The organism is Schaalia sp. JY-X159, assembly GCF_014525425.1.
Classification (GTDB): domain Bacteria; phylum Actinomycetota; class Actinomycetes; order Actinomycetales; family Actinomycetaceae; genus Scrofimicrobium.
The window spans coordinates 517,822-543,564 of sequence record NZ_JACEXI010000002.1 but is presented as its reverse complement, the minus strand read 5'-3'; the positions used below and the strand labels follow the sequence as shown (position 1 = coordinate 543,564).

The following is a 25,743-nucleotide window of genomic DNA, read 5'->3' as shown; positions in this document are numbered from 1 at the left end:
AGATTGCGGGCATGCCTGCCACCACGAATTGGCCTCCCTGTGGAACACGCTGTAAACCGTGTATTGGGGACAAACTCCACGTTGCAGGTCTACTCCGGGAGTCCCTAGCGGGTTGGGAACCTTCCAGCTTGGACGGATCGTGCGACCACTTCCCCCGCGGCGCACCCGTCGATGACGCACCTGTTGACCAGTTCACTCCATGCCGCATTTGGTGCCGCATGGTCGTTGACGATCCCCGCGTAGGTGGACCTGTTCCTCGATGGCCAGTCGGAGAGAACTGCAACACCGGTTGGTTCCACGCCGGATCTTGCAAGCATCCATTTCGCGAATATCACGCCCGTTGCACCCGACCCGACCTCGAACAACTGATTGGAAACTATCAGGCGCCAGGACTCCGACGCCTTGTGGAGCGCTGTGGTCTCAGGTTCCGCGCTGAGCGTTAGGAGTCGACGAAGCACGGTCGGCTCCCGGGGGACAGCAACGGAAGCCGGTGAAAGGAACCCGGCTGCGACCAGGTACGAGCAGACATCTCGGTTGATCCCTGCCAACACTGCGGGAACGGCCCTGGGCGCACCGGCTTGGGATGGCTCGCGCTGGTTGAGGGCTGGAAGCTGCTGCTCGATCTCCCACACGGCCCTCCAGATTCCCAAGGTCTGCGCCTCACCAGCGTCAACTTGGTCGAGGGCGTCTGCTTGTGAGACCAGCACCCTCAAGTCGGCAGCTGGCAGACGAACGCCCTCGATGAAGGAAATCCCCATTGCCTCCTGGATGGCCGCTTCTGCCCGGGCCTCACGCCACCGGCGCCGCAGACCTTCCGCAAAGCGGAGCTGGGAGCACGCGGAGTGCACCATGCCGTCTGTCGTCTCCACTCCGACCTCGCAATCAGTTTCATGGATCTTCAACGCCAATCCACGCCAGCTTAGGTGCGCCAAACACGAATAGTTGGACAATCAATGCAACGAGCCGGGCGGGGTCCTTTGGATCACGGCGTTGTAGCGATATGTTTGCACCAAATAAGGAGGTCCCCAGTGGTTGAGCACAATAGAGATGCTGACTTTGATCCAGCAGTCCCCGCCGCGTCCGACGACATCGTTGAACCCACCCCCCGCGTTGAAGAAGATGTGACTTGGGCATCTGTCCTCACCGGTGAAGAACTGGATGCCCCAGCAGGTGGGGCTAGTGGTAACACGGAGGAACTTGTGGGGGTCACAGATTCCGCTGCCGCAGAAGGAGACACCGCCCTCGAACCCACGGGCGATGAAGATGACTTTATGGGGTTTGAAGAGAACATCAGCGTTGCGCACACCGACTTTAGTCGTCCAACACTTGCCTCACAGCGTGGCACCGCAATGGGTGAGGCCGTGGCAACCGACGAGGTGACGACGAACACTCCCCCCGTGGATAACTTTGAAGAAGAGGACGCGACACAGATACTCCGCCGATCACTCATTCAGGGTGATGCCGCAACAGAGACTGTCGTTGAGGCAGCATCTGCGGCGACCCTAGCGGGTGGAACATCGACACTCCACCCTGCTGCCGCCACTTTTGAAGAGGCAATGACGACTGCGCCGCCCTCAATCACGTTCGAGGCCGAAGCGCTTCCCGTACTTCCCAGCCGCGCAATGCCGCGAGTACTCTCCGTTCTCTTCACTCTCTTGTTTACGCCTGTTGCCTGGTACCTACTGGCTGATGCTGCCGCTCGGTTGGCTTTTGCCCAGGGAAACCCGATGGTTTCCGGGAACATCAACGCGGCTGCTCTCGGTGAGTTGTTTGCGGGACTTATAGCAGTCACCATCATCGCGATCCTTGCTGCCCAGTCATCACTGGGGCTAATTGTGGTCGGAACGTTGGTGATGATTGCGGGCGCACCGTTCCTCGTTGTTCCCGCACTGGTGGGGGAGACTGGCTACTGGGGCGCGACAACCATCGCTGATTGGAACGATTTTGGCGGCAACATCGCCAACCATTTCCTCGCTTCTGGTTTCACCGGGTTGCTGTTTGCTTTTGGCTTCCTCATGGTGGCACTTGGCTGGGTAATTGCTGCAGTACGTCGGGCTGGGCGCAGTGAGGAGGCGCTGCGGATATCTGTGGCAACAACGAATCCCCATGCCATGAAGGCCCGATGGGCGCGCAAAGCTACGGAGAAGGCCCAGCGTTACCAGTGAGTGCTGCCTCCCAAGTCCGCACTGCTGGTCCGTGGGTTCACCGCGATGTACATGCTCGCGGAGTCTCGTTTCACGTGGTTGTTGCCGGGGATAAACCAGGCAGACCAACGGTCTTTCTACTCCATGACTTTCCGCTGAACTGGTGGTCATGGCGTGAGCAGATCAAGGCTCTTTCAGACGGCGGGTTCCGTGTCATTGCAATGGATTTGCGCGGGATGGGAGGAAGCGACCTCCAACCCGATTCAGTAGAGCTTCTCGACCTCGCGGAAGATGTCGTGGCAGTAGCCAACGCCACGGGGACACCTTCATACACCCTGGTTGGCGCCGGTATCGGGGGTGCCGTGGCATGGACGGTGGCTCATTTGGCACCGGCGGAGCTGCGTTCCGTCGTGACGTTTGCTGCGCCCCACCCCCTGTCTCGCGTGGGTCGCGGCTCAAGCGACGTCACAAGGGTCCCCCTGTCACGCAAACGCAAGCTGCGTAGCGGCTCTCTGGTCGAGTCAATGCTGACCTCGTGGTGCGGACCGTCCCATGCCAACCACATGTCAGGGCTGGCCGAGCAATACGCTTCCCCACTGCGGCGCGTGTTTGCAGCAAATGCGGCTCTGGAAGTTGAACAGGCAACTAAGAAGCCATCGTCAGCATCCAAGAAGGTCTTGGAAGGACGGGTTGAAGTTCCAGTCTGGTCAGTGCGGGGGATGCGGGACGGGCACGTTCCTCCGTCCTCGTACGCGGACGACTCAACTCTCAGCGGGCAGGTGGTTTCGCATGTGGAACTAGCAGAGTCAGGGCACTTTCCGAATGAAGAGGAACCCGAGGCCGTCTCACAGATCCTGCTTGATCACTTGGCAACGACATATCCCGATCGTGAAGGAACCCGCAGTCAAGGTTAGGAGACAATGAGGTTTAGCCACATCTGGTGGATTCACCGTATTGTCGGTCTGTTGGTCATCTGGCAAGCTAGTATTACATTGGCGTGGGGTCACTCACATGGCGTGAGTGCGCGAGCCGGGGGACCCCTCCTTCAGCAACCGCAAAAGATGTAGTAGATATGGAGTCAATGGAACATGAGTGTGGACGATCAGTTCATCAGTCGAGTGCCCCTATTTGCCGGCCTCAACGAACAGCAATTCGCAGCCTTGGCAGCACGCACCAGTCACACTTCACTCCGAAGAGGAGAGGTGCTTTTCGAAGAGGGTGACCCGGGAGACCGGCTGTACATCGTTACCGAAGGCAAGATTAAGCTCGGTCATACCTCAAGTGACGGTCGGGAATCACTTCTGGCAATTCTTGGTCCGGGTGAAATCATCGGGGAACTAACCCTGTTCGATCCGGGGGCACGTTCCACGACGGCCACAGCAGTTTCCTCAGCGACGCTTTTGTCGCTGAACCATTCGGATCTGTCGACGATGCTGGACACGAACCCAGAGGCTGCAAAGCATATGCTCCGTGCCCTGGCACAAAGGCTCCGCAGGACAAATGAGTCCCTCTCTGACCTGGTCTTCTCGGATGTTCCAGGACGCGTCGCAAAGTCGCTCTTGGATCTGGCGCGCCGATTCGGCACTCAGACGGATTCAGGAATCCATGTCCCTCACGATCTAACTCAGGAAGAGCTGGCCCAGTTGGTTGGTGCTTCTCGTGAGACGGTCAACAAGTCGCTCGCTGACTTCGTGTCGCGTGGGTGGATTCGGTTGGAAGGCCGGGCTGTGACCCTGCTCGATGTGGAACGGCTGCAGCGCCGCGCTCACTAGAGCCCCCTCGCACCACTGGTGACCCTCGGCCGCACTGGTGACTTCCCACGGTACTTTCGCTGAGGTTCCTGCAACAAACAGAAGGTGGAGCACCCCTTAAGTCGGGGGGCTCCACCTGTTTTTGTTGGAACTCTTGCGCGCCCACACACGCAGACTCGGATCTTCGCCTCTACGACCGGTCACCAATGCCGTCACTACCCACCTCAAACCGCGAAATCGAATAGTATCGACAGTTTCGGGCCGAATAACAGCGTTATGTGTCGACACTGTTCGATTTCGCGGTTTGAGCGCGGCCCAAGTGCAAGGCAACAGCAGCGGCAAAGCCCAACCAAAAAGGCGAGGCTGCTACTGCTTTTCGCGCTTCAAATACGCCACCAGGTTCTCCGGGTTTGAGGGTCCAGGAATAACCTGCACCAGCTCCCACCCATCATCACCCCAGGTATCAAGAATCGCCTTGGTGTTGTGAATGAGCAGCGGAATCGTTACATACTCCCATTTTTTCATGAGCCAAGCCTACCTGCCCATGTCGAATCAGCCACGCACCAGCGCCAATACCTTTGGGGTCTGGGACTTACGAAGCTCCATCGCAACAGTCTCCTCAGACGTCTCCAGCCACCCGGGCCAATCGTCCACGGTTGGGAACCTGCGCCTGATGGCTCTTCGTTCCCTCTCTGTCAGACCCCCCCAAACCCCATAGTCACAACCACATTGCAATGCATCTGCCAAGCACTGCAGGCGAACAGGGCACCCCGAGCATCTTTGCTTGGCTGTGCGCTGTGCTGCTCCCTTCACAAACAGTGAGTCGGGCGGATCTGACGCGCAGCGTGCATGAACCACCCAGTTCTGGTCTTCCCAGTCTTCAGACGTAAACATTTAGCACCTCCGCACATCTACAGCCCTTCACTCCAGTGTGAGGCGAGCCTCGCAAGATGTGCTTCTATTCCACACGCCTACTCTACTGACTAGGCTAGTGTTATGGCCAGTTCTACCCGTAACAGCAGTTCACGCAGGCTCAACCTTGTACAGTTTGTCGCAATTATCGCCGCTATCGCGTTGGTATCGACACTGCTGGGGGCCCTTGCAGCTGGATTCGCGCTGCCAGCCGCTGGTGCCGGGGGCGCGATCATCAAAGCCGTACCCGCGACATTCCGCGAGCTCCCCTCCGATATGGAAGTGATTGAGCCGGCGGAAGAGTCCCGGATGCTGAACTCCGATGGAAACGTCGTGGCGCGCTTCTTTGCTGAGAGACGGACCGTTGTCCAGTCTGAACAAATCGCGCCGATCATGAAGAACGCCATCATCGCGATCGAAGACCGGCGCTTCTACACTCACCACGGCATTGACCCTGATGGCATGGCACGCGCCCTCGTCAACAACCTCACCAGTGGGGACACTCAAGGCGCATCAACCATCACCCAGCAGTACGTGAAGAACATGCTCCTTGAAAAAGGTCTGCAGGCAGGGGACCAAGACCTCATTGATGAAGCTACGGAGTTCTCAGCGGAACGTAAGTTGCGTGAGGCCCGCTATGCGATCGCTTTAGAAACCAAGCTCACCAAAGATGAAATTCTTACCGGGTACCTCAACCTTGCAACTTTTGGAGTCAACCTCTATGGGGTCGAGGCCGCGTCGAGAACCTACTTCTCTAAGTCAGCAGCAGATTTGACTCCCGCAGAAGCCGCGCTACTCGCTGGAACTGTTCAGCAGCCAAGCCTTTTTGACCCCCTTGTGAATCCCGAAGAATCACAGAACCGCCGAAACGTTGTGCTTGGGGAGATGCGTGAAGAAGGCTTCATTACCCAGGCTGAGTATAACGAGGCCGTTGCAACACCTATCGAGGAGATGCTCAACCCAAGTTACGCTGTCGCGGGTTGCGGTGGTGCCGGCTCTGCCGCATACTTCTGCCGTTTCGCAATCGAAACCTTCCTGGCAGATGAGACCTTTGGAGCAGACCGTGCAGAACGCGAACACCTTCTGAACACAGGCGGACTCACGCTACGAACATCTCTGAGCCGACAGGATCAAGACGCAGCCGTGGCGGCAGTTAATGGCCGTGTCCCGGTTGGGGATGGCTCCGGCCTGAATGTTGCCCTGTCTTCGGTTGTTCCACAGAACGGGTACATCGTTGCCATGGCACAGAACACGCCCTACGGGCCAGCCACCGAAGCGAACCCTACGGCCACTGAAGTCTCTTTCAATGCGGATTCCGCTCACGGAGGCGGCATGGGATTCCAGGCTGGTTCAACATTCAAAATGTTCACGCTGGTCCAGTGGTTCTACGAGTCCCGCTCGGCATACGAGGTCGTGGGCGGTCGTGGAAACACATTCCCAAATGGCTCTTTCAAATGTGGGGGTCAACCAATCTACACAGAGCCTTGGTCCCCCGGTGAATCAAACCAAGGGAAAGCGGGCGCATACAGCGTACTTGATGCGACCCGACTCTCCGTAAACCAAGCCTTTGGCGACATGGCAACAAAGGTCGACTTCTGCCAAATCTTTGAACGGGCCAAGGCCATGGGGATCACGGACCCGGAAGGGAATACAGTGCTTACTGTGCCGGGTAATATCATTGGTTCCTCAGAAGTTACCCCCCTTGAACTCACCGCGGCGTACGGTACCCTAGCGAACCATGGGACCCTCTGTTCCCCAATGGCCCTCCTTGAAGTAGAGGATCGCGATGGCACCATCCTCAAGACCTACCAGCCGGAGTGTGCCTCCGCCATTGACTCAACCGTCGCCAAGCAAGTTACGAACGTCCTCTACAAGGCCTACCAATCCCAGCCGTACCAAATCGGGCGTCCCTACGCGGGCAAGTCGGGCACGACCGACGAAAACTCGAGTGTGTGGTTCGTTGGCTTCACCCCCCAGCTTTCCACCGCCATTTGGGCCGGAGTGGCAGACAACCCGATGCGGCCTGGCCAAAACCTTATGATCAATGGCGAGTACTTCGACTATCTTTACGGTGGTCCTTTCCTTGGGCACACTTGGGCCAATTACATGGTGAATGCTCTTGAGGGCCAAGAAGTTCAAGGCTTTGAAGACGTATTCATTGGGAATAGGCCTGTAGCCCAGCCTGTGCAGCGAGCCAACACCGCGACCGCCCAGCAGGGCGCAGCTACCCAAGACGCAGCGACACCTGATACCCCTGAAACCAACACCGGAGGATAGTCCGCCATGCCTCGACCCTCTCTTGAGGAAATTGGTAGTCGACAGTCCCTAATGGGATCGCGGTTTGTCGGCTTCATGCGCTGGTCCAGTGGAGCGCTGGCCGGACTAACAGCAGCCGCTGGAGCAGGGGTGGGTCTTGCAGCCCTCGAGGCGCGTTTCCCAATTGTGCGGCACTTCAACGTTTCAGTGCCAGCCCGTCCCGGGTTGCGCGAAACAACCATTCTGCATATCTCTGATTTGCACATGTTTGAGCGCCAGGGTTTCATAGTCGATTTTCTTGCACGGGCTGCACGCACTGAGAAATTCGACATGGTGATCTCGACGGGCGACAACCTCGGCTCAGCAGACGGTGTTCCCCTCCTTTTGGAAGCCTTGGAACCCCTGCTGGACAAGCCGGGTGCATTCGTCCTCGGCTCCAATGACTACTACCTACCCCAGGCGAAACTCTGGACCTCCTACTTGATGCCGGGCCATTCGGCGACCAACGCAGCGAACAGGGCGGCGCTCCAACCCGACCTTCCCTGGTTAGAAACAGTCAATGCCATGACCGGGGCGGGCTGGATCGACCTCACCAATCAAGCTGGCTCCCTGCATGTTCCAATCGAAGACTCACACCAGACAGTTGCGTTGGTCGGAGTCGATGACCCTCACATCAAGCGTGACCGGCCAACTGCTCCCAACGCGGATTGGTGGGAACCTTCGTCGCTGAGGATCGGCGTTACGCACGCCCCATACCGCCGCGTCCTCGACAACTTCACAGGCCTTGATTCCGATCTAATCCTGGCGGGGCACACCCACGGTGGTCAGATACGCCTTCCCGTTTACGGAGCGATTGTGACCAATACCGATATTCCACGACGTCACAGTCGCGGACTCACCCACTGGTCTACATCGACACCGCCTGCATCCTCGTCTTTGCACGTCTCCGCGGGTTTGGGGACTTCCCGATACGCTCCCGTCCGCCTCTTCTGCCGCCCGGAGGTTTCACTTCTGCGGGTTTGTCCCACGGTCTAGAGAGCCATATACTTGTGCAGTCACGGGGTGTGGCGCAGCTTGGTAGCGCGCTTCGTTCGGGACGAAGAGGTCGTGGGTTCAATTCCCGCCACCCCGACCGTGATGTGTCGGGACACCAGCACTGGTGTCCCGACATTTTTGTCACCACGTCCTCCGATCCGCGGGGGATTTCGAGGCCGGGTAGAGCAGGATCTCGGCAGTAGGTGAACATGAACAGTACAGAGACAACGACCTCGGCTCCGCACGGCGCGCGGGTTCACGCACTGGTTCGTAAAGGATGGCTCACAAACCAGCACGGGGCTTGGGCCATGATGCTGGTCCCCATACTGGTGGGCAGTATCCTGGGTGGCTTCACATGGCCGCAAGCGCTCCTAACCTTCGCCTGGCTGGCTGCTTTCTTCTTCTTCAACGCCCTTGGATTGTGGATCAAGGTGGGTGCGAGCGCCCGGAAGAGAGCCGGTGGCAAACCCCTGGACCCGAAGCGTAAAGCCGCCGTTGCCCGTCGACAGGCTCGCTATCGTAGTGCGCTCATCACCTATGCTTCATTGGCCGCTGTGGGTGCATTGGGGCTGGTGTTGATCAAGCCGGACCTGGTGGTCTGGGCGCCGGCCCTTGCAGTGTGCTTTGGCGTTGCCGTATGGGAAATGTGGAGGGATGCAGACCGTAGTTTCCTTGCGCGCGCATCTGCTGTCATGGCCTCCCAGCTTCTCACTCCTATTGCATTCTCCCTGGGTTCCAACCCGCAGGACTGGGCTCGCATGTGGCTTGCGACGGCGGTTCTCACGCTCTATTTCGTTGGAACAATCCCCTACGTGAAGACGTTGATTCGGGAGAGGGGTAGCAGGGCGTGGATACGCGGTTCCATCGCATACCATGGCGTCGTGCTGACCGTTGCGCTCGTCATCGCAAGTTTGGGGATGTTGTCCTGGTGGATTGTTGCCCTGTGGGTTCTTCTACTGGTGAGGTCCGTGGCGTTCCCCGCATGGTCGAACAAACTGGGCAAACCCTTGCGTCCCGCGATTGTCGGCTTCACGGAGTTCGCTGTTTCCACAGCGGTCGTCCTCGTCCTCGTCCTTCCTGCTACCCTGTCTTAGGGCGCCCGGTACGCTGGCCCGTTCGCACGCGCTATCCGTCGCAGCGAGTCGCCTCATATTCAGCCATCATGTCTATGCGCTCGATGTGCCGTTCATCGTCTGAGAACGGCGTCTCTAGGAAAATGTCCACCAATCGGGTCGCCTCGTCAATGGTGTGTTGACGGGCACCAATGGAAATAACGTTGGCTTTGTTGTGCTCGCGGGAGAGTCTTGCCGTGGATTCATTCCACACCAGAGCGGCCCGAACACCATCAACCAGATTCGCAGCCATCTGTTCGCCGTTGCCCGATCCGCCGAGGACGATGCCGAGCGCATTCTCACCATCTTGAACCACCGCTTCACCACAGGCGATACACATGGGCGGGTAGGCGTCGAGCGCATCGTAGACGTATGCACCATGGTCCACGACCTCGTATCCACTGTCCTTGAGGTGTTCCACAAGAGCCTCCCGCAGCTCAAAAGCAGCGTGATCAGCGGCAATATGTACAGTCTTCATCGCATTTCCCTCTCCATCAGTGTCGACGTGGTCAAGCACGTCCGCCCTGGTTCATCCTTGCAGTTCCGACAAACTTCAGGAAGCCACTTGTCCCAATGTTGCTTCTAGCGCATCACACAGGAAGTCTATGTCCGCCTCAGTTGCACACAGGGGCGGACTGATTCGCACAACAGAACCGTGAGCATCCTTCATCAGTACCCTATGTGCCATCATAAGCTCACAGACTTCCCTTCCAGTCACCACGTCTGGGTTGAAGTCGATTCCCACCCACAGTCCAATCTGGCGGAACCCATCAATCAGACCCGCGTGCTCAACCATCATCCCTTCAAGCCTGTGACGTAGTTGAACACCGCGGTCGAGGGCGTTTTGCTGGAACTCCCCCGTCTTGGTGATTTCGATGACCTCGAGGCCGATCGCAGCCGCTATCGGGTTTCCACCAAATGTGGACCCGTGGGTACCCGGGGTGAAGACTTCGAGGACGCCACGCCGACCCACAACTGCTGACACCGGGTAGACACCCCCACCGAGGGCTTTGCCAAGTGTATAAAGATCAGGTTGAACACCGAGGAGTTCACAGGCGAAAGTCGCTCCCGTTCGCCCGAAACCCGACTGGATCTCATCAACGATCATGAGAACGTTGTTGTCGTCGCAGATCTTCCGGATGTCGGGTAGGAAGCTTTCGGGTGGGATCACGACGCCTGCTTCGCCTTGAATTGGTTCGGTGAGGACAGCGACTGTGTTCGGTGTGATCGCTTCCCGGACTGCCTGAGCATCTCCAAATGGAACGGAGATGAACCCCGGTGTGTAGGGGCCATATCCTTCCTTGGCGTCCTCGTCCGTTGAGAAGGAGACGATGGTGGATGTGCGTCCGTGGAAGTTGTCGTCCATGACGATGATTTCGGCTTGGTCGTCGCCAACACCCTTCACGGTGTAGCCCCATTTCCTAGCTGCTTTGATCGCGGTCTCCACAGCCTCTGCGCCACTGTTTGCCGGGAGGACCATGTCCATCCCCGTGAGATCCGCGAGGGCGTTGCAGAAGGCCCCCAAGTTCGCACTGTGAAAGGCCCTGGCGATGAGGCCGAGCTTGGCGATCTGCTCTTGCGCCGCGGCGACGATCCGCGGATTCGAATGTCCAAAGTTCACTGCAGAATACCCTGACAGAGCGTCCAAGTACCTCACGCCGTCCACGTCGGTGACCCAGGCTCCATCACCTTCGGCAAGGACAACAGGAAGTGGGTGGTAGTTGGTGGTAACCGTGTGTCGTTCGGCCTCGATCGCCAGGGCGGTCAGTGGACCGAGGGTGGTCTGCTGCGAATTTTCCGTCATTGGATATCCTCCCAAGTTCTCTTCATAGCAACGTACCGCAAAGGGGGCTGCCTCAGACCATATTCTGTGCTGGTTTCGAGGGGAGGATCGCGCTGAGGAGTCCCCCCACAATGGCGGCCACGATTGCGGTGATGGTTCCGCCCCAAATTGCCCCGCCCCACCCGTCAACTACGAGCGGAACTCGGACAATCGATGACCCCCAACCCACGATGAAGAAGACCAGGCCATTCGTCACCAGCGCGAAGAGACCTAGCGTGAGGATGTAAAGGGGGAATGCCAGAACGCGGATTACCGGGCGAATCAACCAGTTCACGCCCGTCAGAACAGTTGCGATCACGAAGAGGTAGAAGAGGGTCGACTGCCATGCCTCACCCTGGCGAAAATCTACGGTCGGGAGGAGCCATGCAGCAACCCAGATGCCCGCCATGTTACCGAGTGTTGTAGTCAAGAAGCGCATAGTGGATTCTCCCACGACCAGCGCGGTAACGCGATTCCCACCCCGCCGTCATCGCGCTCTTGAGGTGCGGAAATACAAGGCCTCAGAACTCTCAACATTGCTGAGATCCAGTGAGGTCACCCGCGACTGCGACCACTTAGCAACTTCGCTTGCCATTGGGTTCGTAGCCGCCTCACTGTCGATCTGTGTCGCCGCCGCTGCATAGGTTCGCAGCGAATGTGCATTGCCCTGTGAAGAACCTGGGAGGGCCCGTGGATCAAAAAGTACCGTCACCCTCTCTTTGCCAGCATCCGCGGGAGCCCCGTCAAGCGAAGGAACAATGTCGCTGAGGTTTTCCAGGTTCAGCACCGGAACATCAACGTCCGCCCCAACGCCGGCTGTTGGCGCACCAGCCGTCAACACGGAGACGACGTTGTACTTCTCTTTGACCTGTTTGTTCCCCGCCAGGTCAAGCGCTATCGCACCTCCCTGAGAATGGCCCACAAACTCGACGGGTTCACCCGGTCCTATGTCTGCGAGGTGCATCGCTAACTGAACGGCAGCGGTCTGGTCAGAGTTTCTCCCTGCGACAACCTCAAGGTTGGACTGCATATCTTGAGGGTTGTTGCTTCCCGGTAGCCACTCTTGCGTTCCGCGCACCACCACGGACCACGAATAGCGCGGCGGGCCGCTTTGACGCGATCCTCCCCCGCGTCCTTTCACCGCGGCCGAGGGCGGAGCCACAATCCGATGACGGAGTATCTGCACTTCTCCGACCGAGGGCGAAGACCCAGAGATGGCAATCCGAGCCAGTAGGGCGGAGGCAGTGAAGGGGGTCGCAACCTTTGTGTCCGGCACGTACGGCATCATCGGTGATACCTGGCCGCCACCACCCAGAGCCGCTGCCAACACGTCCTCCTCGGATCCCCGCTTCAAGACCGCGGAGTCCAACCGTGACCGTGCTCGCACCACGGCGTCCTCGTTGTTGCCCGCGGGGTGAGACGGAATGGCTACCGGAGCCCCTACCGCCAGGGTTGCGGGAGAACCCCAGACGGCATTGCCTGCCTGGTCAGCGACGACAACCCCACCGCCCCGCCCGGAAAAGAAGTCTCCCAAAGACTTCCACCAGCGGGCGATCGTGACCACGCTTGAGTGAAAGCCAGTCGTAGTGCCCGTGACTGAAAGAAGGTGAGCTTGCGCCTCAACACCACCGGAGGGAACCGTCCCGTTTACCGGTCCCCCATTTGACTGGAACTGTCCCACCATGGCGGGTAGGGCGCCCAACAGTGCCATTCCGGCGCCGAATCGCGCCCCCAACCCCTGACCAGCCGGAAAGTCACACCCTAAAGAAGTCAGAGAGGCACAAGCTGCAGCGTAACCTTCAACGCCCGCCTCAGCACCGGCATAGATCAAGGCTGCTTGGCTCAACCACTCGGCGTGACGATCGCTGAGAATAGTGAACTGTTGCAGGTCCTGCCGCACCTGCACCAGCTGGACTTGGGCAACTGCAACCTGCTCCTCCAGTTCTACGCCGAGCGGCGTTGTCACCGCCCCCATGGAACCAGCAGGCCACGCCCCGCCAAACCCAACTTGGTGCCCAACCTCCCACAGCACCATGGCCGCGCGACGAGCCGCCGCAAGCGCATCGGACATCTGCACCACTGCAGAAACCAGTTCCGAAGTGTCCACCTGCGTCTGTCCGTCGCTGACCCACATCCACTGCTCCATCACCCCACCCCCTGTAAGGCGGCAGCGGCCAGCACCTCAGCCCGCAGTTGCTCAATCATTTCCAACCTGACGCGGAGGACATGCAACTGCCTGTAGACCTCTGAACCAAGGCCGACAATCTGCGTGAGATTGTCAGCGCAAGCAATAGAGGCACTGCCCTTCCACGTCGGACAGTACGTGTGACTCAACGCAGCAAGGGCATAGTCAACTGACCTTTGCGCCGCCGCTACGGATTCTCCATGAGTTTCTCTAAACATCCCTCGAAGGTAGACGGCCCCCGGGTTCACGGCATCCGCATAAACCCACTTCTGTGGAAAACACCGCCTTCGGCGTTCTGGGAAGAATCCGTTGATGTCTATCCTTAGGGAAGACGTACGCGCCGCCCAAGCCTTTGGAGACACCGTGACCACCATGCCAACCCAGGGACTCCCTCCCTTCAGTGCTGACCCAGATGCAGACCGCGGATGGGCACTGTCCCCCCTTGATGGACGCTACCGCGCACAGACCCACCGTTTGACCAACTACCTGTCCGAGGACGCAATCAACCGACTGCGTATCTACATTGAAGTTGAATGGCTGGTCTTTATCTCGACCAACGACCTTGTCGACGGTCTGCCTCCACTTTCCGCTGAAGACATCGCCTACCTGCGAAGCCTGCCCGCGGATTTCACGGATGACCGTCGCGCACGCCTTGCGGCCCTTGAGGCGCAGACACGCCACGACGTCAAGGCCGTTGAGTACCTGGTTCGCGAACACATTCTTGCCCACACCGTCAGCGAAGATACTGGCGGTGTCCCTTCCGCCCTCGACCGCTACGCCGAGGCCGTCCACCTGCTGTGCACATCTGAGGACATCAACAACCTCTCAGTGGCCCTGGGGGTGTGCGGTGCCGTCGAGGACGTCTGGCTGCCTGCCGCACGGGGCCTGGTGAGCGGGCTTTCCAAGATGGCGCACCACCTTGGCGATACTCCAATGCTGGCGAGGACGCACGGACAGAGCGCCACCCCCACCACTGTGGGCAAAGAACTTGGTGTTTTCGCCTGGAGACTGCAGCGCGCCCTCAAACGCATCGAAAAAGCCGAGTACCTGGGGAAGTTCAACGGGGCGACAGGAACTTATTCGGCGCACGTTGTGGCGCTTCCAAACGTCGACTGGCTCACTACCAGTCGCAACTTCGTGCACGGCTTAGGTTTGACGTGGAACCCTCTTACAACCCAGATTGAATCCCACGACTGGCAGTCCGAACTCTATTCTGACATCACGCGTTTCAACCGCATCGCCCACAACCTTGCGACAGACATGTGGACATACATTTCGTTGGGATACTTCAAGCAGGAGCTCGCCGCCCAGGGGTCCACTGGTTCATCAACCATGCCCCACAAAGTGAACCCGATCCGCTTCGAGAACGCCGAATCGAACCTGGAGCTCTCAAATGGCGTCCTCGACGTCCTCGTCCAAGCCCTGTCTACATCGCGTATGCAGCGCGACCTTTCAGACTCTTCCACCCAGAGGAACATCGGGGTTGGACTTGGATACTCGCTGGTTGCGATTGATAATCTGGTTCGGGGGTTGGCGGGGCTCACAGCCAACGTGTCCCTACTTGCCGAAGAGCTGGATGCCCACTGGGAGGTGGTCTCTGAAGCGATTCAACAGGGACTGCGGATCGCGGAACTCCAGGACGCCCAGAACAGCGCGGGTGGCGCGGAGGACAGGGAATCCACACTTGGACCCTATGAACTCCTCAAGGCCGCAACGCGGGGGCGCACTGTCTCCCGAGACGACATGCTTGAGGTCATCAATCACGCCGATTTGCCAGACGATCTAGCGGAGCGCCTCCGCAACCTCACACCGGCGACCTACACGGGCTTGGCTGCCCGTCTGGTCGACCTTCTCTAGTCGGCTCCGTCTGGCACAGCTTCCCGGCAGGCAGTCCTCTTACGGGTGCCAATCGGGGTCAGCTAGAGGAGCACCAAAACGCTGATAGAGGTCCTCCACCCGCGCAATTTCGTCCTCGAACCCCAAGGTGGTCATGTCGGCGACAGTGATTGCCTTGGCGCCCTCGTCCCCCGTATTTTCAAAAATGATCCGTCCGCGCACCGCCACCGGGGCTATCTCCGGGTTGTCCCACGCCACCAGTACGGCACGATCCAGAAGGTCCGAAAGCAGACCCGATAAGGTCTTCTGTTCCGCTTCAGAGTAGGCCCTAAGCTCCTCGATTGTCGCCATCATGACCACGTCAAGAGTGAGGAGAAGCGGCTTACCGAAGCTCTCGTCCAAATCAACCTTGACCACGACCCTCGCGCCCTCGGGCAGCATTTTGAGGAGGGGGCTCAGCCTGAGTTTCTCTCTGACAACCAAACGGATGCGTTCAGTCCGGCCCGGAACCGGGGTCGGCTTGACGTTGCCCAACAGGTTCTTAACGGTTCCCGCCACCACGGCTAGGCCCGCACGCGGCGCATATTTGCTCAGGTCCCGCAGAGGACGCACCAGTTTCAGGTCAAGGACCCATTCACCCAATCGTCGAGGCATTCTCTTCCTCCCCGTTGTCTTGGCTTGTTTCGTCCCCGGCTCCCTCAATCAATTTTGTTGCTGCAGTCACCAGATCAGAACTTGCGACCACGCTTGTCACGTGACCGGCAAGTTCCCCAATGCGTTCCACAGCTGGCCTAGCAACCTCTTCGTCGATCAGCACCTCGCTGTCATATCGCACGGGTTGCCATCCGGTCGGAGCAGCCACGTCAAACATATTGGTCCAAGGGAAGCGGTCGACCTCACTACGCAACTCCTGCCACACATAGAGATGGAAAACCCGGGTGGGTTCACCGTCCTTGGGGAGGTAGTCCTGGAGAGCGCCCACCGCCTTGCCAGTTCGTCCAAATGGCGCGACTATCCTCTGGCGTTCCATCCTTCGCACGGTTTCCGTGTAGGTCGAGGACGAATGCGCGTAGAAGAGTGGGTTCATGCGAGGTGCATGCAATTTGCGCTGAACCGTCACGCGTTGATCAAGGTTGCGTCGCGGCGTGCCGTCAAGCGAGGGGACAATATCCTGGTCGTGTTCGACCGCAACCGCTACCACATCGTCGCGCAGTCTCAAGCGTCGTGTTGGTGAACCCAGTGTGAGGATGCGGTCGACCTTTACTCCAACTTCATCGACAGGCGTGGCCGCTAGCGCCGCAGCAATCATGCCGCCTTGAGAGTGGCCGCAGATGAAGACCTTCTCTTCAGCCATCGCCTCAGGCGCGATACCGTCCCGATACATTGCTGTGCGGATGGCATCTATGGTTCCCCGCCGCATCGCGTTGGGCATGTTCAACTCTTCACGCAGGTTTGCTTCCAAATCGGCGGGGTTGGGCTGGGTCGCGTACTCCGCATGGTCTGTTCCTGGCAGTGAGACTAGCCAGCGCCGAGTCGCGCCCTCACCGACCCTTGTCACCTTGATGCTCTGACCGTAGGCGCGGGCCCAATAGAGGTCGTCAATATCTGCCGCCATGTCCCGCAGGGATGTCGGGGCGCCGTAGCGGCGCACCCCCGGCTTCGGGTGGCCTGGATCCAAGTCCAGGGGTGCGTCAGGGTTGGCGCTGTCCCACCACAGCCTTGTTAGGACACGGCCGCCCTTGAAGTAGCCGAGGGTTTTCCCTGCGGCCAGTCCCGTCACCATCAAAGCGTCGTAGCCGGTTGCGGGGATTGCTTTGAGATTTCTTGCGGCCCGCCCCTCTGGGTCTAAACCCAGCACGACTTGAACCCGCAGAATGCGGGCTCCGAAATAGGCGATCTCTCTGCCAAGTTTGCTAAGGGCACGCACCGTAACCGTATCGAGGCCGGGGTTGTCAAAGTAGATGTGCTGCACCTGAGAGAACACGGCGTCACCGGATTGGCGTGCACGCTCCTCCAACGTGGATCGCACCAGTGGGTCCCTGCTGAACACGAGTGAAGAAACAGCGGATACTGCAACACTCTTTGCAAGGGGCCGAACCAAGACGTTCAAGTGGTCCCACAGAACCCTCTGGGAAACTGCCTGCGGGACACGGCGTAGGGGATAGTAGTGTTCCACTTCATCCTCTCCGTCGGCTGCCCCAATCGTATAGGCCATGGGAGCCGTAGGTCCGACTTCACCCCGCCAAGCAACAGTTCGCCTTGAGCATTGAGCTCTGGAGCATGTCGGAGGCTGTGGGTATCGTTGGGGGTGAGCGAACACCGCTCCAGACGAAAGGACCCACCGTGGAACAGATTGATCGCACTACAGAGTTGTATGTGGATGGACTGACTTGCGGGCACTGCGTTGCAAGCGTGACGGAAGAGGTCTCAGAGGTGCCGGGCGTAAAGAACGTCGAAGTGATTCTCAATTCGGGTGGAACATCCAGAGTCACGGTCGTTTCGGATGTGCTCCTTGATGATGAAGCCCTACGCGATGCTGTCTCCGAGGCCGGCTACGTGCTGAAGGAAATCAAGCGCGACTAACATGGAAACTCTTTACGATTCCACTCCCCGAGTTGGTGAGGACGCGTCGGCTCGGGCGCAGGCATTACGAACCCGCTTCTTTGTCGCGCTTCCCTTGGGAATCGTCATCATGGTGGTTTCGATGGTTCAACCACTGCAGTTTCCTGGTTGGCAATGGGTGATTGCTGCCCTCACCCTCCCTGTCGTGACCTGGTGTGCTTGGCCTTTCCATAAGGCTGCCTTCATGGCTCTGCGTCATGGTTCAACCACCATGGACACCCTGGTGAGCCTGGGCATTATCGCCTCGGCAGGATGGAGCTACTGGGCACTGTTTTTCGGCGGAGCAGGCGAAATCGGCATGAAGATGAGCATGACGCTCATTCCACGTCTGGACCACTCGGCCCATTCGGGTCACGCTGAACTCTACTTTGAGGCCGCCGCGATGATTGTCGTCTTCCTTCTGGCCGGGCGCTGGGCTGAAGCTCGAACACGCTACCGAGCCGGGGACGCCCTAAGAAATCTCTTGGACCTGGGTGCCAAAGAGGCAACTTTGGTCACGTGGACTGCCGCGGGGCGACGCTTAGAAACAACCGTTCCGGCACGTAGCCTCAAAGTCGATGACTACTTCCTGGTCCGCCCGGGAGAGAAGGTCGCGACCGACGGCATCGTCACAGAAGGTGCCTCGGCTATCGATACCTCCCTGCTCACTGGGGAATCCCTACCCCAAGACGTCGCCATTCACGATGATGTCACCGGTGGAACAATCAACACGTGGGGTGCGCTCGTTGTCAAAGCGACCCGCGTTGGTGAGGAAACCACGCTGGCTCAAATCGGAAGAATGGTGTCTGACGCGCAGGCAACCAAGGCCCCCGTTCAGAGGCTCGCAGACCGGGTCTCCGCGGTCTTCGTCCCAATCATCATTGCGATTTCCCTCCTCACACTGATCGTCTGGATCGCTCTTGGGAACCCGTTGCAGGCAGCGTTCACTGCTGCTGTCTCCGTGTTGGTAGTCGCATGCCCATGCGCCCTCGGACTTGCCACACCCACCGCGCTGCTGGTCGGCTCGGGTCGCGCATCGCAACTCGGAATCCTTATCCGTAATGCAGAGGTATTGGAACAGACCAGGACGATCACCACCGCCGTCCTCGACAAAACCGGCACGGTCACCAGTGGCGTGCTTTCCATCGACAAGGTTCTGCCCGCAGCACCTGATCAGGATGAAGAATCTCTTTTGGCTCTGGGGGCTGCTGTGGAAGCAGGATCTGAGCATCCACTCGCCAAGGCTATCTACCGGACGGCAGCAGAACGTGGTTTGCAAATGCCAAGTATCAGCGCATTCGCTAACCACGCAGGCAAGGGCGTTTCAGCGGGTCTGGGCAGTGGGAACGACGCTGTCGTCCTCGTCGGTGGTTCAAGATGGTTGGCTAAGCACGGTATCGCGCTTCCGGTTGGACTGGCGGACCAGCAGGCCTCGTTTGAGGATTCGGGGGCGACTGTGGTCGCTGTTGTCTCGGCACCCGCCTCAAATTTTGTGGCCAACGGTGATCTGCAATCCGGGGAGGAACTCTCGACAGACTCCCTGGAAGGTCTACTTGACCAGACTCTGGAAGCAAGCCACCTAGCGCAGGTCACCATGGGTGTCACCGGGATGACCTGTGCGTCGTGCGTGGGGCGGGTGGAACGTAAACTCAAGAAGCTCCCAGGCGTATCTGCGCAGGTCAACCTGGCTACAGAGACAGCAACGATCACGCTGGATCAGGACTACTCCGACAGGGAGCTTGAGGACGTTGTGGCCGCAGCCGGTTATGGCGGAACCGTTCAGCGTCGCGAGAACCTGGAGGGCGCCCCGCTCGGCGCGCCAGACACACCCCCACAACGCGAGCGAGTCCTTCCCGAGAAGATCACGGGAGCGGTAGTTCTGGGTTTGATCGTGTTGCGTGACACCATCAAACCTGACTCGGCCGAAGCGATCGCGGAACTGTCCAGCCTTGGAATCGACTCGGTCCTGCTCTCCGGGGATAACACTGCGGCGGCCCGCCACGTCGCATCCCAGGTGGGGATAACTGAGGTGCGGGCTGAGGTACTTCCATCGGAGAAGCGGGACGAGGTCGAGCGGCTGCAAAATGAGGGGAAAACCGTTGTCATGATCGGAGACGGCGTCAATGATGCCGCTGCGATGGCTCAGGCTTCCAAACGGGGCCTGGGGATGGCTATGGGATCCGGCACGGATGTGGCGATGGCTGTTGCCGACATAACCTTGGTGAACTCGGATTTGCGCTCCGCGCCCCGCGCGATTCGCATCTCACGCAAGACACTACGCGTCATCAAGGGGAACCTGTTCTGGGCTTTCTTCTACAATCTGCTGGCCGTGCCGTTGGCTGTCTTGGGACTGCTGAATCCGATGATTGCGGCGGCTGCGATGGCGTTCTCTTCGGTGTTCGTGGTTGCCAACTCGCTGCGGTTGCGCACAGCGGGCTAGCGAAACCCGACCCGGGTCCAAGCAAGCCCACGTGGCCCAAGAGACCCCCGCGTGGACCATGACCGGTCGGAATCCTGTCCCTAAGGTTGCCGCCGCACGAACGGGGGCAACCTTACGTGATACCGGCAACCTTAGGCTTGCTGGAAGAGTGGGTGACGCCCCTTGCAACCCTATGAGAGGTCTGCAACCTTAGAAGAGTGCGGCGGCTCGGCCTCATCCGTATCACCGGGCGGGCGCGCAGGTCCGGAGATCATTCCGTAGGGGATACCCAATCCCTGGCGGAGCTTCTCCAGGCGGTCAGCGCGCTTGATCCTGCGGGAGCGAAGACGTTTCGCCCTCACTGTCCACCAAATGTCGCCGCGCCGGGGCACAGCATAGTTGTCGCGCCGACCTGCCTCACCCCTGAACTCAAACGCGCAGGGAATTTCAACAACCGTGAAGCCCAACGAAATCAAGTCGACCGTCATTGCGACGTCCACTGCCAACCCGGTAGAAAAAGGCATTATGGCATTGACCGCTTCACGGGTTAGGCAACGATCCGAAGACAGCGGGTCGAACGTCAGCCACCCGGTAATTCCCCGAATCGTCTTGTAGGCCGCCTTCTCTGCGGCTCCACGGCGCCCCGACTTGGTCTCCTCTGGAATAACGCCGATCGCGCAGGCCGCGAGCTTGCTGTTGACCGCATCAACCAGCGCCGTTGCCTCAACTGCACTATCCCCAAGGTTCGGATCCAGGAAAAGCAGGTGACGCGCAGGCCAGTCGACACGATCACGCATCGCCACGACCTTGACGCCTGTTTCCAGTGCAGATGCCCTTCCCCGAGGCACGGAGTGACGCACCACGACAGCGCCAGCTCCCCTGGCTGCATGAGCTGTATCGTCATCAGACCCGTCATCCACAACCACAATCAAATCCACATCCGGGATCGCGTAGCAGGCGCGCACAGTCGCAGGAATCGTCTCCCTGTCATCGCGCGCGGCGATAACAACAGCTACCCTCTGGGGCCCGGAACTCGCTGTGGAATGACTCACGCCGACCATCTTAGTCGTGTCCGCGGATAACTTCTCGGCTGCTCGCAAACGCCCTCGGCAAGGTTTGCTGCCGAAGGTGTTTTGAGGAGCTGCCGAGGGCGTTTTAGTGACTAAGCAGCACCCCCGCCAAATGGAGATGCTTGGCAGCCAAAGCCCTATAAAATGCAAGCCCGCGCAATCCTACGCAAGACCAAGCCCAAACCCCGCGGATTCGTGAAATGTATACGGCGGGAGCAATGGTGACCCTGGGGTCCGTACCCTACGAGCGCATCGGTTCCCCACGTATACATTTCACGACACGGCGCTCACGCTGCGATGTGTTCGCCTCATCGAAGGCTCTTCGGTCGCCGCGCGGGACACCGCCACTAACTTCACTGCTGTGGCAGATTTCCAGCGCGAATTCACCGGTTTTCACGCCACAACAGTGCAGTTAGTAGCTGCTGACCGTCTACCTAGCGAATTGTCACCTGTCGGGAGATGAGCCCGGCCCGCGCGCGGCGTTCATCATCAGTCAGTGGCGTGTCATTGGTCAGCGCCTTCGCGAGCTGATCGCGGAGCGCAAGAGCCGGGGCTTCCAGGTCTGCCGGGGTCGCTTCGGGGTCCACCTGGAACACCGGGATTGCAACACCACACGCCCGGAAAGCGCCGACAAACTTCGAGTTCTCCCCAAGTTTTGCAGTGCCACTCGCTTGCAGTCGCGCTAGAGCCGTGAACAGCGGGTCCTCTTCAATCTCGGTGACGTAGCGGACGAAGTTATTGTTCATCTGGCACCAGAACATCCCATCCACGCCCTCGACGGCAGCGGTTGGAACCATATCGTCACGGTTCTGCTGCAATGCGACCAGCATGTCCTCATCCAGATCTTCTTCCGGATTGAACCAGTACTCGAAATCTTCGCGGATCTCCACCTGCGTTGGGTGCGCCGCATTCTTCATCTTCTTGTCGTCAGCAATGAATGCGCGGTTGAGGACGTCTTGGAGTCGCGGAGCAGGATCACGCACGTCAAACTTGACGACACCTGTTTCACCCGAATCCTCCATGGCAATCGCCGCTGTCAGCGCGCCCGCCAGGTCGTGAGAGAGGTCGGAAGAGTTGAAGCGGGTCTGCAGGCCCACCAGAATACGGCCGTCCTCGCGCACCATCGCGGGTGCACCATCAGGCAGGAGTGTCACAAAATCAAACTCAGACGAACCATTGTCAGCGTTGGTCTTTGCGGGCAGGACGGCACAGGGAATCAGTTCGCGCATGGCGACCAGATCCCTCTCAATCGTCAGCCCTTCAAACGGACGGTCAACAAATGGAATGAGAGGACGGAACTTCTCACGTTTTGACGGATCAATCTTTTTGCGTCGGCTAGCTTTTCCCATGGCAGACAGAGTAGCCGCAAACGGGTGGAAACTGCCTAGTATTGGTGGTGACGAACACTCCGACACCGGTTAGGAGTCGGTTCAATAACATAAGGAAGTGTTATCCATGCATGAGCGCGCTGGAACGGTAGCAAGGCCCGAAGATCTGATTGATGTCGACGCCCTTTTGGCGTCCTACTACGACATTGTCCCCGACTACAACGACCCAATCCAAAGGGTTTCATTCGGCACTTCGGGACACCGTGGTACGTCCTCGAACGGAACATTTAATGAGGCGCACATCATTTCGATAACGACCGCTATCGTGGAGTATCGCGCCGCGCAGGGAACAGACGGACCACTTTTCGTCGGTGCTGACCCACACGCCCTGTCTGAGCCGGCATGGCGAAGTGCCCTCGAGGTCCTCTCAGCCGCGGGAATCACCACCTACATCGACGCAAGACGTTCATGGACCCCAACACCTGCCGTGTCGCTGGCGATTCTTGAGGCGAACGGCGCTCCCGATGCGCTGCGCCAAGAAGGCCCCGGCCTCGCAGACGGTATCGTCATCACCCCTTCACACAACCCGCCCTCGGACGGTGGTTTCAAGTACAACCCACCGACCGGAGGCCCCGCACAGTCTGATGCAACCAAGTGGATTGCAGATCGCGCGAACGAACTGCTCTCCGGGGGGTGGCGCGATGTTCCCCGCACCTTCTCACAAGAACCATCGTCAATGGCGAACGTGGAGTTCTACGACTTCCTAGGACGGTATGTCGACGCACTCGAGAGCGTCATTGATTTTGAGGTGATCCGCGAAGCGGGGATTCGCATAGGTGCGGACCCCCTCGGCGGAGCTGCAGTGGACTACTGGGGAGCAATCGGCGAACGCTACGGCCTCGACCTCACCGTTGTCAATGAAACAGTGGATCCACGCTGGTCCTTCATGACGCTGGACTGGGACGGGAAAATCCGCATGGACTGTTCTTCGCCGAACGCCATGGCATCACTGCTTGCCAAGATGGTTCCGGACGAGGACGGTGTGTATCCCTACGACATCGCAACCGGCAACGATGCCGATTCCGATCGGCACGGGATCGTCACTTCCGATGGGCTGATGAACCCCAATCACTTCCTAGCGGTCGCCATCCAGTACCTGTTCACGCACCGTGAGAACTGGCCTGCCAATGCACGGATCGGGAAGACCCTGGTTTCGTCTTCGCTGATCGACCGTGTTGGTAAGGCCATTTCTCGCGACGTCATGGAAGTGCCGGTTGGTTTCAAGTACTTCGTTACCGGTCTCTTGGATGCCTCCCTCGGATTTGGGGGTGAGGAGTCAGCAGGAGCCTCCTTCCTCCGCAAGGACGGCACGGTGTGGACTACGGATAAGGACGGCCTCGTCATGTGCCTCTTGGCCGCTGAGATCATGGCTGTAACCGGTAAGACTCCCTCACAAATCCACAGGGAGCAGACCGCTGAGTTTGGTGAGTCCTGGTACGCCCGAATCGACCAGGTGGCAACGAAGGCTGAGAAGGCGAAACTTGCTCAGTTGTCCCCCGAGGACGTCACAGCAGATACCCTGGCTGGCGAATCCATTACTGCAAAGCTTGTCCGCGCACCGGGAGACAACGAACCCATCGGTGGGTTGAAGGTGACGACGGAGAACAGTTGGTTTGCTGCCCGCCCCTCCGGCACCGAGGACGTCTACAAGATTTATGCCGAATCGTTTGTGAGCCCCGAGCACCTGCGGGAGGTTCAGGAAGCAGCGAAAGTGGTGGTTGCAGCAGCTCTCGAGTAGGGCTGTGAGGATGCGCTGCCTGTGAGTTCCCAAACAGCGTGCTTGCTAGGGGTTGCAGGGTCCCTAGAATGCTGTGGTGCTGAATCGTTACCGCGAAATCCTCTCCCTGCCTGGAGCCCTTCAGTTTGCCCTGGCTGGCCTCTTGGCGCGCGCACCCATGTCGATGGTCGGCATATCGATCATTCTGGCTATTCGCGCACTGTATTCCAGCTACTCGCTGGCTGGACTAATAAGCGCGATGCAGGTTGTTGCTTTCGCAGTGTGTGCTCCGGTGTTGGCACGGATGGTTGACCGTTATGGGCAGATGCAAGTCATGCTGCCTTCGGTCATGGTCTCTTCCCTTTCTGTTGTGGCGTTGATTTTTGCGATTCTAAACCTTGCACCCCCAGCCATCTTGGCGATCCTGGCAGTTGTCATGGGTGCGACCTCGGGTTCACTGGGTGCCCTAGTCAGAGCCCGTTGGGCCTACGTCTGCAAGAGCCCCGCTCAACTTCAGGTTGCCTACGCTATGGAAGCCGCTTTCGATGAGCTGGTGTTTGTCTTGGGCCCAGTTGCTGCAACACTGCTTGCCGCCTCGGTGCATCCTGTTGCTGGACTCTGGGTTTCACTGGCATTCATGGTGGTTGGCTCTCTACTGTTCCTTCTTCAGCGTTCCACCCAACCACCAACCAACCGTCCCGTACCCGGACAGAAGAAGCGCTCCGTCATGCGCAGTGGCACTATGCTTGCCCTGGCCGGAACCTACGTCTTCACTGGTGCTCTCTTCGGTGCGAATGACCTTTCGGTAGTCGCTTTCGCAGATGAAGTGCAGATGTCCTACATGGCTGGGGTCATCCTGGCTTCTATGTCTCTGGGCTCACTGATCGCTGCCGTTGTTTATGGGGCGCGCGTATGGTCCACTCCTCTATGGAAGCTGTTCATCGGCGGCGTTGTGATCCTTGCCTTCTGGGCCAGCACGTTTGTCTTTGCCCCCAATCTGATGGTGCTTGCCATCCTGATGTTCTTCTCGGGTCTGGCAATTGCACCGACAATGACTAACGTCAACACGGTGGTGCAGAGAATCAGTCCGCCTGAGCGTCTGACTGAAGGTTTGACTTGGATGTCTACGGCAATGACGCTTGGGGTCTCGCTTGGCTCAGCGTTGGCTGGGCCTGCCATTGACTTAGCTGGGCACCGCGGTGGCTTTGCCTTCACGCTGATCTTTGCGTGGCTCATGGTCATTGCGGCGCTGCTGGGCATCAAGACTCTGCGACGCGTCTTGCAGCAAAAGCCGGTACCACTTCCCGAGTTCGAAGCGGTGCAACCATCCCACGAAACAGCCCAGCATTAGCGAGCCAGGTAGGCTTGCATAACGGTGTGATTCTCGACCAACTCGGGCCTAGCCGACTCCGCATGCCTCAAGTGGCTCCGTAGTGCTGGCACACCCAGCGGGGTCAGCATTCCAGGCACCGGGCCGGCACGTCCAGGAACCGCA

General features: G+C 58.9%; 23 protein-coding genes and 1 tRNA gene. 12 read left to right on the top strand and 12 right to left on the bottom strand.

What is annotated here, in order from left to right; all coding sequences use genetic code 11:
• Nucleotides 1–104: 104 nt before the first annotated feature.
• Nucleotides 105–902: a hypothetical protein gene (locus IDL90_RS05365; RefSeq protein ID WP_182141551.1), complete on the bottom strand. Its 798-nt coding sequence runs from the start codon at nucleotides 900–902 to the stop codon at nucleotides 105–107.
• Between the two features lie 126 nt (nucleotides 903–1,028).
• Between IDL90_RS05365 and IDL90_RS05360 the strand changes: the two genes are divergently transcribed.
• The 3 genes from IDL90_RS05360 to IDL90_RS05350 all read left to right on the top strand — a co-directional run bounded on the left by IDL90_RS05360 (nucleotide 1,029) and on the right by IDL90_RS05350 (nucleotide 3,916).
• Complete coding sequence (locus IDL90_RS05360) at nucleotides 1,029–2,165, top strand: hypothetical protein (protein ID WP_187994615.1); 1,137 nt, start codon at nucleotides 1,029–1,031, stop codon at nucleotides 2,163–2,165.
• Entirely contained in the window at nucleotides 2,162–3,058 is an 897-nt protein-coding gene (locus tag IDL90_RS05355; protein WP_187994614.1) for an alpha/beta fold hydrolase, read from the top strand. Before IDL90_RS05360 ends, IDL90_RS05355 begins: the two co-directional genes overlap by 4 nt.
• Before the next feature lie 174 nt (nucleotides 3,059–3,232).
• Entirely contained in the window at nucleotides 3,233–3,916 is a 684-nt protein-coding gene (locus tag IDL90_RS05350; RefSeq protein ID WP_187994613.1) for a Crp/Fnr family transcriptional regulator, read from the top strand.
• A 345-nt stretch (nucleotides 3,917–4,261) separates the two neighbouring features.
• Here IDL90_RS05350 and IDL90_RS05345 read toward each other — a convergent pair whose 3' ends face one another.
• Together IDL90_RS05345 and IDL90_RS05340 are read right to left on the bottom strand one after the other, a co-directional pair.
• Nucleotides 4,262–4,420: a DUF4177 domain-containing protein gene (locus IDL90_RS05345; RefSeq protein WP_182141556.1), complete on the bottom strand. Its 159-nt coding sequence runs from the start codon at nucleotides 4,418–4,420 to the stop codon at nucleotides 4,262–4,264.
• Between the two features lie 27 nt (nucleotides 4,421–4,447).
• The gene (locus IDL90_RS05340; protein WP_187994612.1) at nucleotides 4,448–4,789 is read right to left on the bottom strand and encodes a WhiB family transcriptional regulator; all 342 of its coding nucleotides are present in this window, start codon (nucleotides 4,787–4,789) and stop codon (nucleotides 4,448–4,450) included.
• 102 nt (nucleotides 4,790–4,891) lie between these two features.
• Between IDL90_RS05340 and IDL90_RS05335 the strand changes: the two genes are divergently transcribed.
• From IDL90_RS05335 to IDL90_RS05320, 4 genes are all read left to right on the top strand, one after another.
• Nucleotides 4,892–7,084, top strand: coding sequence for a transglycosylase domain-containing protein (locus tag IDL90_RS05335; RefSeq protein WP_187994611.1), 2,193 nt, complete (start codon nucleotides 4,892–4,894; stop codon nucleotides 7,082–7,084).
• Between the two features lie 6 nt (nucleotides 7,085–7,090).
• A complete protein-coding gene (locus IDL90_RS05330; protein WP_262509035.1) occupies nucleotides 7,091–8,098 on the top strand; it encodes a metallophosphoesterase in 1,008 nt (335 codons plus the stop codon).
• 23 nt (nucleotides 8,099–8,121) lie between these two features.
• A tRNA-Pro gene (locus IDL90_RS05325) sits at nucleotides 8,122–8,195 on the top strand.
• Between the two features lie 112 nt (nucleotides 8,196–8,307).
• Complete coding sequence (locus tag IDL90_RS05320; RefSeq protein WP_187994610.1) at nucleotides 8,308–9,192, top strand: YwiC-like family protein; 885 nt, start codon at nucleotides 8,308–8,310, stop codon at nucleotides 9,190–9,192.
• Between the two features lie 31 nt (nucleotides 9,193–9,223).
• Here the strand turns inward: IDL90_RS05320 and IDL90_RS05315 are convergent, their stop codons facing one another.
• The 5 genes from IDL90_RS05315 to IDL90_RS05295 all read right to left on the bottom strand — a co-directional run bounded on the left by IDL90_RS05315 (nucleotide 9,224) and on the right by IDL90_RS05295 (nucleotide 13,435).
• On the bottom strand, nucleotides 9,224–9,688 hold the full coding sequence (locus IDL90_RS05315; RefSeq protein ID WP_187994609.1) for a ribose-5-phosphate isomerase: 465 nt from the start codon (nucleotides 9,686–9,688) through the stop codon (nucleotides 9,224–9,226).
• A gap of 75 nt (nucleotides 9,689–9,763) precedes the next feature.
• Nucleotides 9,764–11,014 carry an ornithine--oxo-acid transaminase gene (rocD, locus tag IDL90_RS05310; RefSeq protein ID WP_187994608.1) on the bottom strand — a complete coding sequence of 417 codons (1,251 nt, stop codon included), beginning with the start codon at nucleotides 11,012–11,014 and terminating at the stop codon, nucleotides 9,764–9,766.
• 52 nt (nucleotides 11,015–11,066) lie between these two features.
• Nucleotides 11,067–11,462: a phage holin family protein gene (locus tag IDL90_RS05305; RefSeq protein WP_187994607.1), complete on the bottom strand. Its 396-nt coding sequence runs from the start codon at nucleotides 11,460–11,462 to the stop codon at nucleotides 11,067–11,069.
• Nucleotides 11,463–11,519: 57 nt separating this feature from the next.
• Nucleotides 11,520–13,178 carry a hypothetical protein gene (locus IDL90_RS05300; RefSeq protein ID WP_187994606.1) on the bottom strand — a complete coding sequence of 553 codons (1,659 nt, stop codon included), beginning with the start codon at nucleotides 13,176–13,178 and terminating at the stop codon, nucleotides 11,520–11,522.
• Nucleotides 13,178–13,435, bottom strand: a complete 258-nt coding sequence (locus IDL90_RS05295; protein ID WP_187994605.1) for a hypothetical protein — start codon at nucleotides 13,433–13,435, stop codon at nucleotides 13,178–13,180. The genes IDL90_RS05300 and IDL90_RS05295 overlap by 1 nt, the downstream gene beginning before the upstream one ends.
• A 154-nt stretch (nucleotides 13,436–13,589) precedes the next feature.
• Here IDL90_RS05295 and purB point away from each other — a divergent pair, with 154 nt between their 5' ends.
• Nucleotides 13,590–15,074: an adenylosuccinate lyase gene (purB, locus tag IDL90_RS05290; RefSeq protein ID WP_187994696.1), complete on the top strand. Its 1,485-nt coding sequence runs from the start codon at nucleotides 13,590–13,592 to the stop codon at nucleotides 15,072–15,074.
• A gap of 39 nt (nucleotides 15,075–15,113) precedes the next feature.
• On the opposite strand, the gene IDL90_RS05285 is transcribed toward purB, so the two are convergent.
• Together IDL90_RS05285 and IDL90_RS05280 are read right to left on the bottom strand one after the other, a co-directional pair.
• Nucleotides 15,114–15,707: a hypothetical protein gene (locus IDL90_RS05285; protein ID WP_187994604.1), complete on the bottom strand. Its 594-nt coding sequence runs from the start codon at nucleotides 15,705–15,707 to the stop codon at nucleotides 15,114–15,116.
• Nucleotides 15,688–17,268 carry an alpha/beta hydrolase gene (locus IDL90_RS05280; RefSeq protein WP_187994603.1) on the bottom strand — a complete coding sequence of 527 codons (1,581 nt, stop codon included), beginning with the start codon at nucleotides 17,266–17,268 and terminating at the stop codon, nucleotides 15,688–15,690. The genes IDL90_RS05285 and IDL90_RS05280 overlap by 20 nt, the downstream gene beginning before the upstream one ends.
• Nucleotides 17,269–17,396: 128 nt before the next feature.
• Here IDL90_RS05280 and IDL90_RS05275 point away from each other — a divergent pair, with 128 nt between their 5' ends.
• Nucleotides 17,397–17,636, top strand: a complete 240-nt coding sequence (locus tag IDL90_RS05275) for a heavy-metal-associated domain-containing protein (protein WP_316930287.1) — start codon at nucleotides 17,397–17,399, stop codon at nucleotides 17,634–17,636.
• 1 nt (nucleotide 17,637) lies between these two features.
• On the top strand, nucleotides 17,638–20,094 hold the full coding sequence (locus IDL90_RS05270) for an HAD-IC family P-type ATPase (RefSeq protein WP_187994601.1): 2,457 nt from the start codon (nucleotides 17,638–17,640) through the stop codon (nucleotides 20,092–20,094).
• Nucleotides 20,095–20,264: 170 nt separating this feature from the next.
• On the opposite strand, the gene IDL90_RS05265 is transcribed toward IDL90_RS05270, so the two are convergent.
• Nucleotides 20,265–21,134 (bottom strand): glycosyltransferase, encoded by an 870-nt coding sequence (locus IDL90_RS05265; RefSeq protein WP_223175188.1) that lies wholly within the window; start codon nucleotides 21,132–21,134, stop codon nucleotides 20,265–20,267.
• 443 nt (nucleotides 21,135–21,577) lie between these two features.
• Nucleotides 21,578–22,492, bottom strand: coding sequence for a DUF5926 family protein (locus IDL90_RS05260; protein WP_187994599.1), 915 nt, complete (start codon nucleotides 22,490–22,492; stop codon nucleotides 21,578–21,580).
• A 106-nt stretch (nucleotides 22,493–22,598) separates the two neighbouring features.
• Here IDL90_RS05260 and pgm point away from each other — a divergent pair, with 106 nt between their 5' ends.
• Entirely contained in the window at nucleotides 22,599–24,269 is a 1,671-nt protein-coding gene (gene pgm, locus IDL90_RS05255; protein WP_187994598.1) for a phosphoglucomutase (alpha-D-glucose-1,6-bisphosphate-dependent), read from the top strand.
• 76 nt (nucleotides 24,270–24,345) lie between these two features.
• A complete protein-coding gene (locus IDL90_RS05250; RefSeq protein ID WP_187994597.1) occupies nucleotides 24,346–25,599 on the top strand; it encodes an MFS transporter in 1,254 nt (417 codons plus the stop codon).
• Nucleotides 25,600–25,743 lie beyond the last annotated feature (144 nt).

Bases quoted from the DNA above. Each gene is read 5' to 3' on its own strand.
- IDL90_RS05350 (WP_187994613.1), top strand. From the start codon at position 3,233: ATGAGTGTGGACGATCAGTTCATCAGTCGAGTGCCCCTATTTGCCGGC.
- IDL90_RS05345 (WP_182141556.1), bottom strand. From the start codon at position 4,420: ATGAAAAAATGGGAGTATGTAACGATTCCGCTGCTCATTCACAACACC.
- IDL90_RS05340 (WP_187994612.1), bottom strand. From the start codon at position 4,789: ATGTTTACGTCTGAAGACTGGGAAGACCAGAACTGGGTGGTTCATGCA.
- IDL90_RS05335 (WP_187994611.1), top strand. From the start codon at position 4,892: ATGGCCAGTTCTACCCGTAACAGCAGTTCACGCAGGCTCAACCTTGTA.
- IDL90_RS05330 (WP_262509035.1), top strand. From the start codon at position 7,091: ATGCCTCGACCCTCTCTTGAGGAAATTGGTAGTCGACAGTCCCTAATG.
- IDL90_RS05320 (WP_187994610.1), top strand. From the start codon at position 8,308: ATGAACAGTACAGAGACAACGACCTCGGCTCCGCACGGCGCGCGGGTT.
- IDL90_RS05315 (WP_187994609.1), bottom strand. From the start codon at position 9,688: ATGAAGACTGTACATATTGCCGCTGATCACGCTGCTTTTGAGCTGCGG.
- rocD (WP_187994608.1), bottom strand. From the start codon at position 11,014: ATGACGGAAAATTCGCAGCAGACCACCCTCGGTCCACTGACCGCCCTG.
- IDL90_RS05300 (WP_187994606.1), bottom strand. From the start codon at position 13,178: ATGGAGCAGTGGATGTGGGTCAGCGACGGACAGACGCAGGTGGACACT.
- IDL90_RS05295 (WP_187994605.1), bottom strand. From the start codon at position 13,435: ATGTTTAGAGAAACTCATGGAGAATCCGTAGCGGCGGCGCAAAGGTCA.
- purB (WP_187994696.1), top strand. From the start codon at position 13,590: ATGCCAACCCAGGGACTCCCTCCCTTCAGTGCTGACCCAGATGCAGAC.
- IDL90_RS05285 (WP_187994604.1), bottom strand. From the start codon at position 15,707: ATGCCTCGACGATTGGGTGAATGGGTCCTTGACCTGAAACTGGTGCGT.
- IDL90_RS05280 (WP_187994603.1), bottom strand. From the start codon at position 17,268: ATGGCCTATACGATTGGGGCAGCCGACGGAGAGGATGAAGTGGAACAC.
- IDL90_RS05270 (WP_187994601.1), top strand. From the start codon at position 17,638: ATGGAAACTCTTTACGATTCCACTCCCCGAGTTGGTGAGGACGCGTCG.
- IDL90_RS05265 (WP_223175188.1), bottom strand. From the start codon at position 21,134: ATGGTCGGCGTGAGTCATTCCACAGCGAGTTCCGGGCCCCAGAGGGTA.
- IDL90_RS05260 (WP_187994599.1), bottom strand. From the start codon at position 22,492: ATGGGAAAAGCTAGCCGACGCAAAAAGATTGATCCGTCAAAACGTGAG.
- pgm (WP_187994598.1), top strand. From the start codon at position 22,599: ATGCATGAGCGCGCTGGAACGGTAGCAAGGCCCGAAGATCTGATTGAT.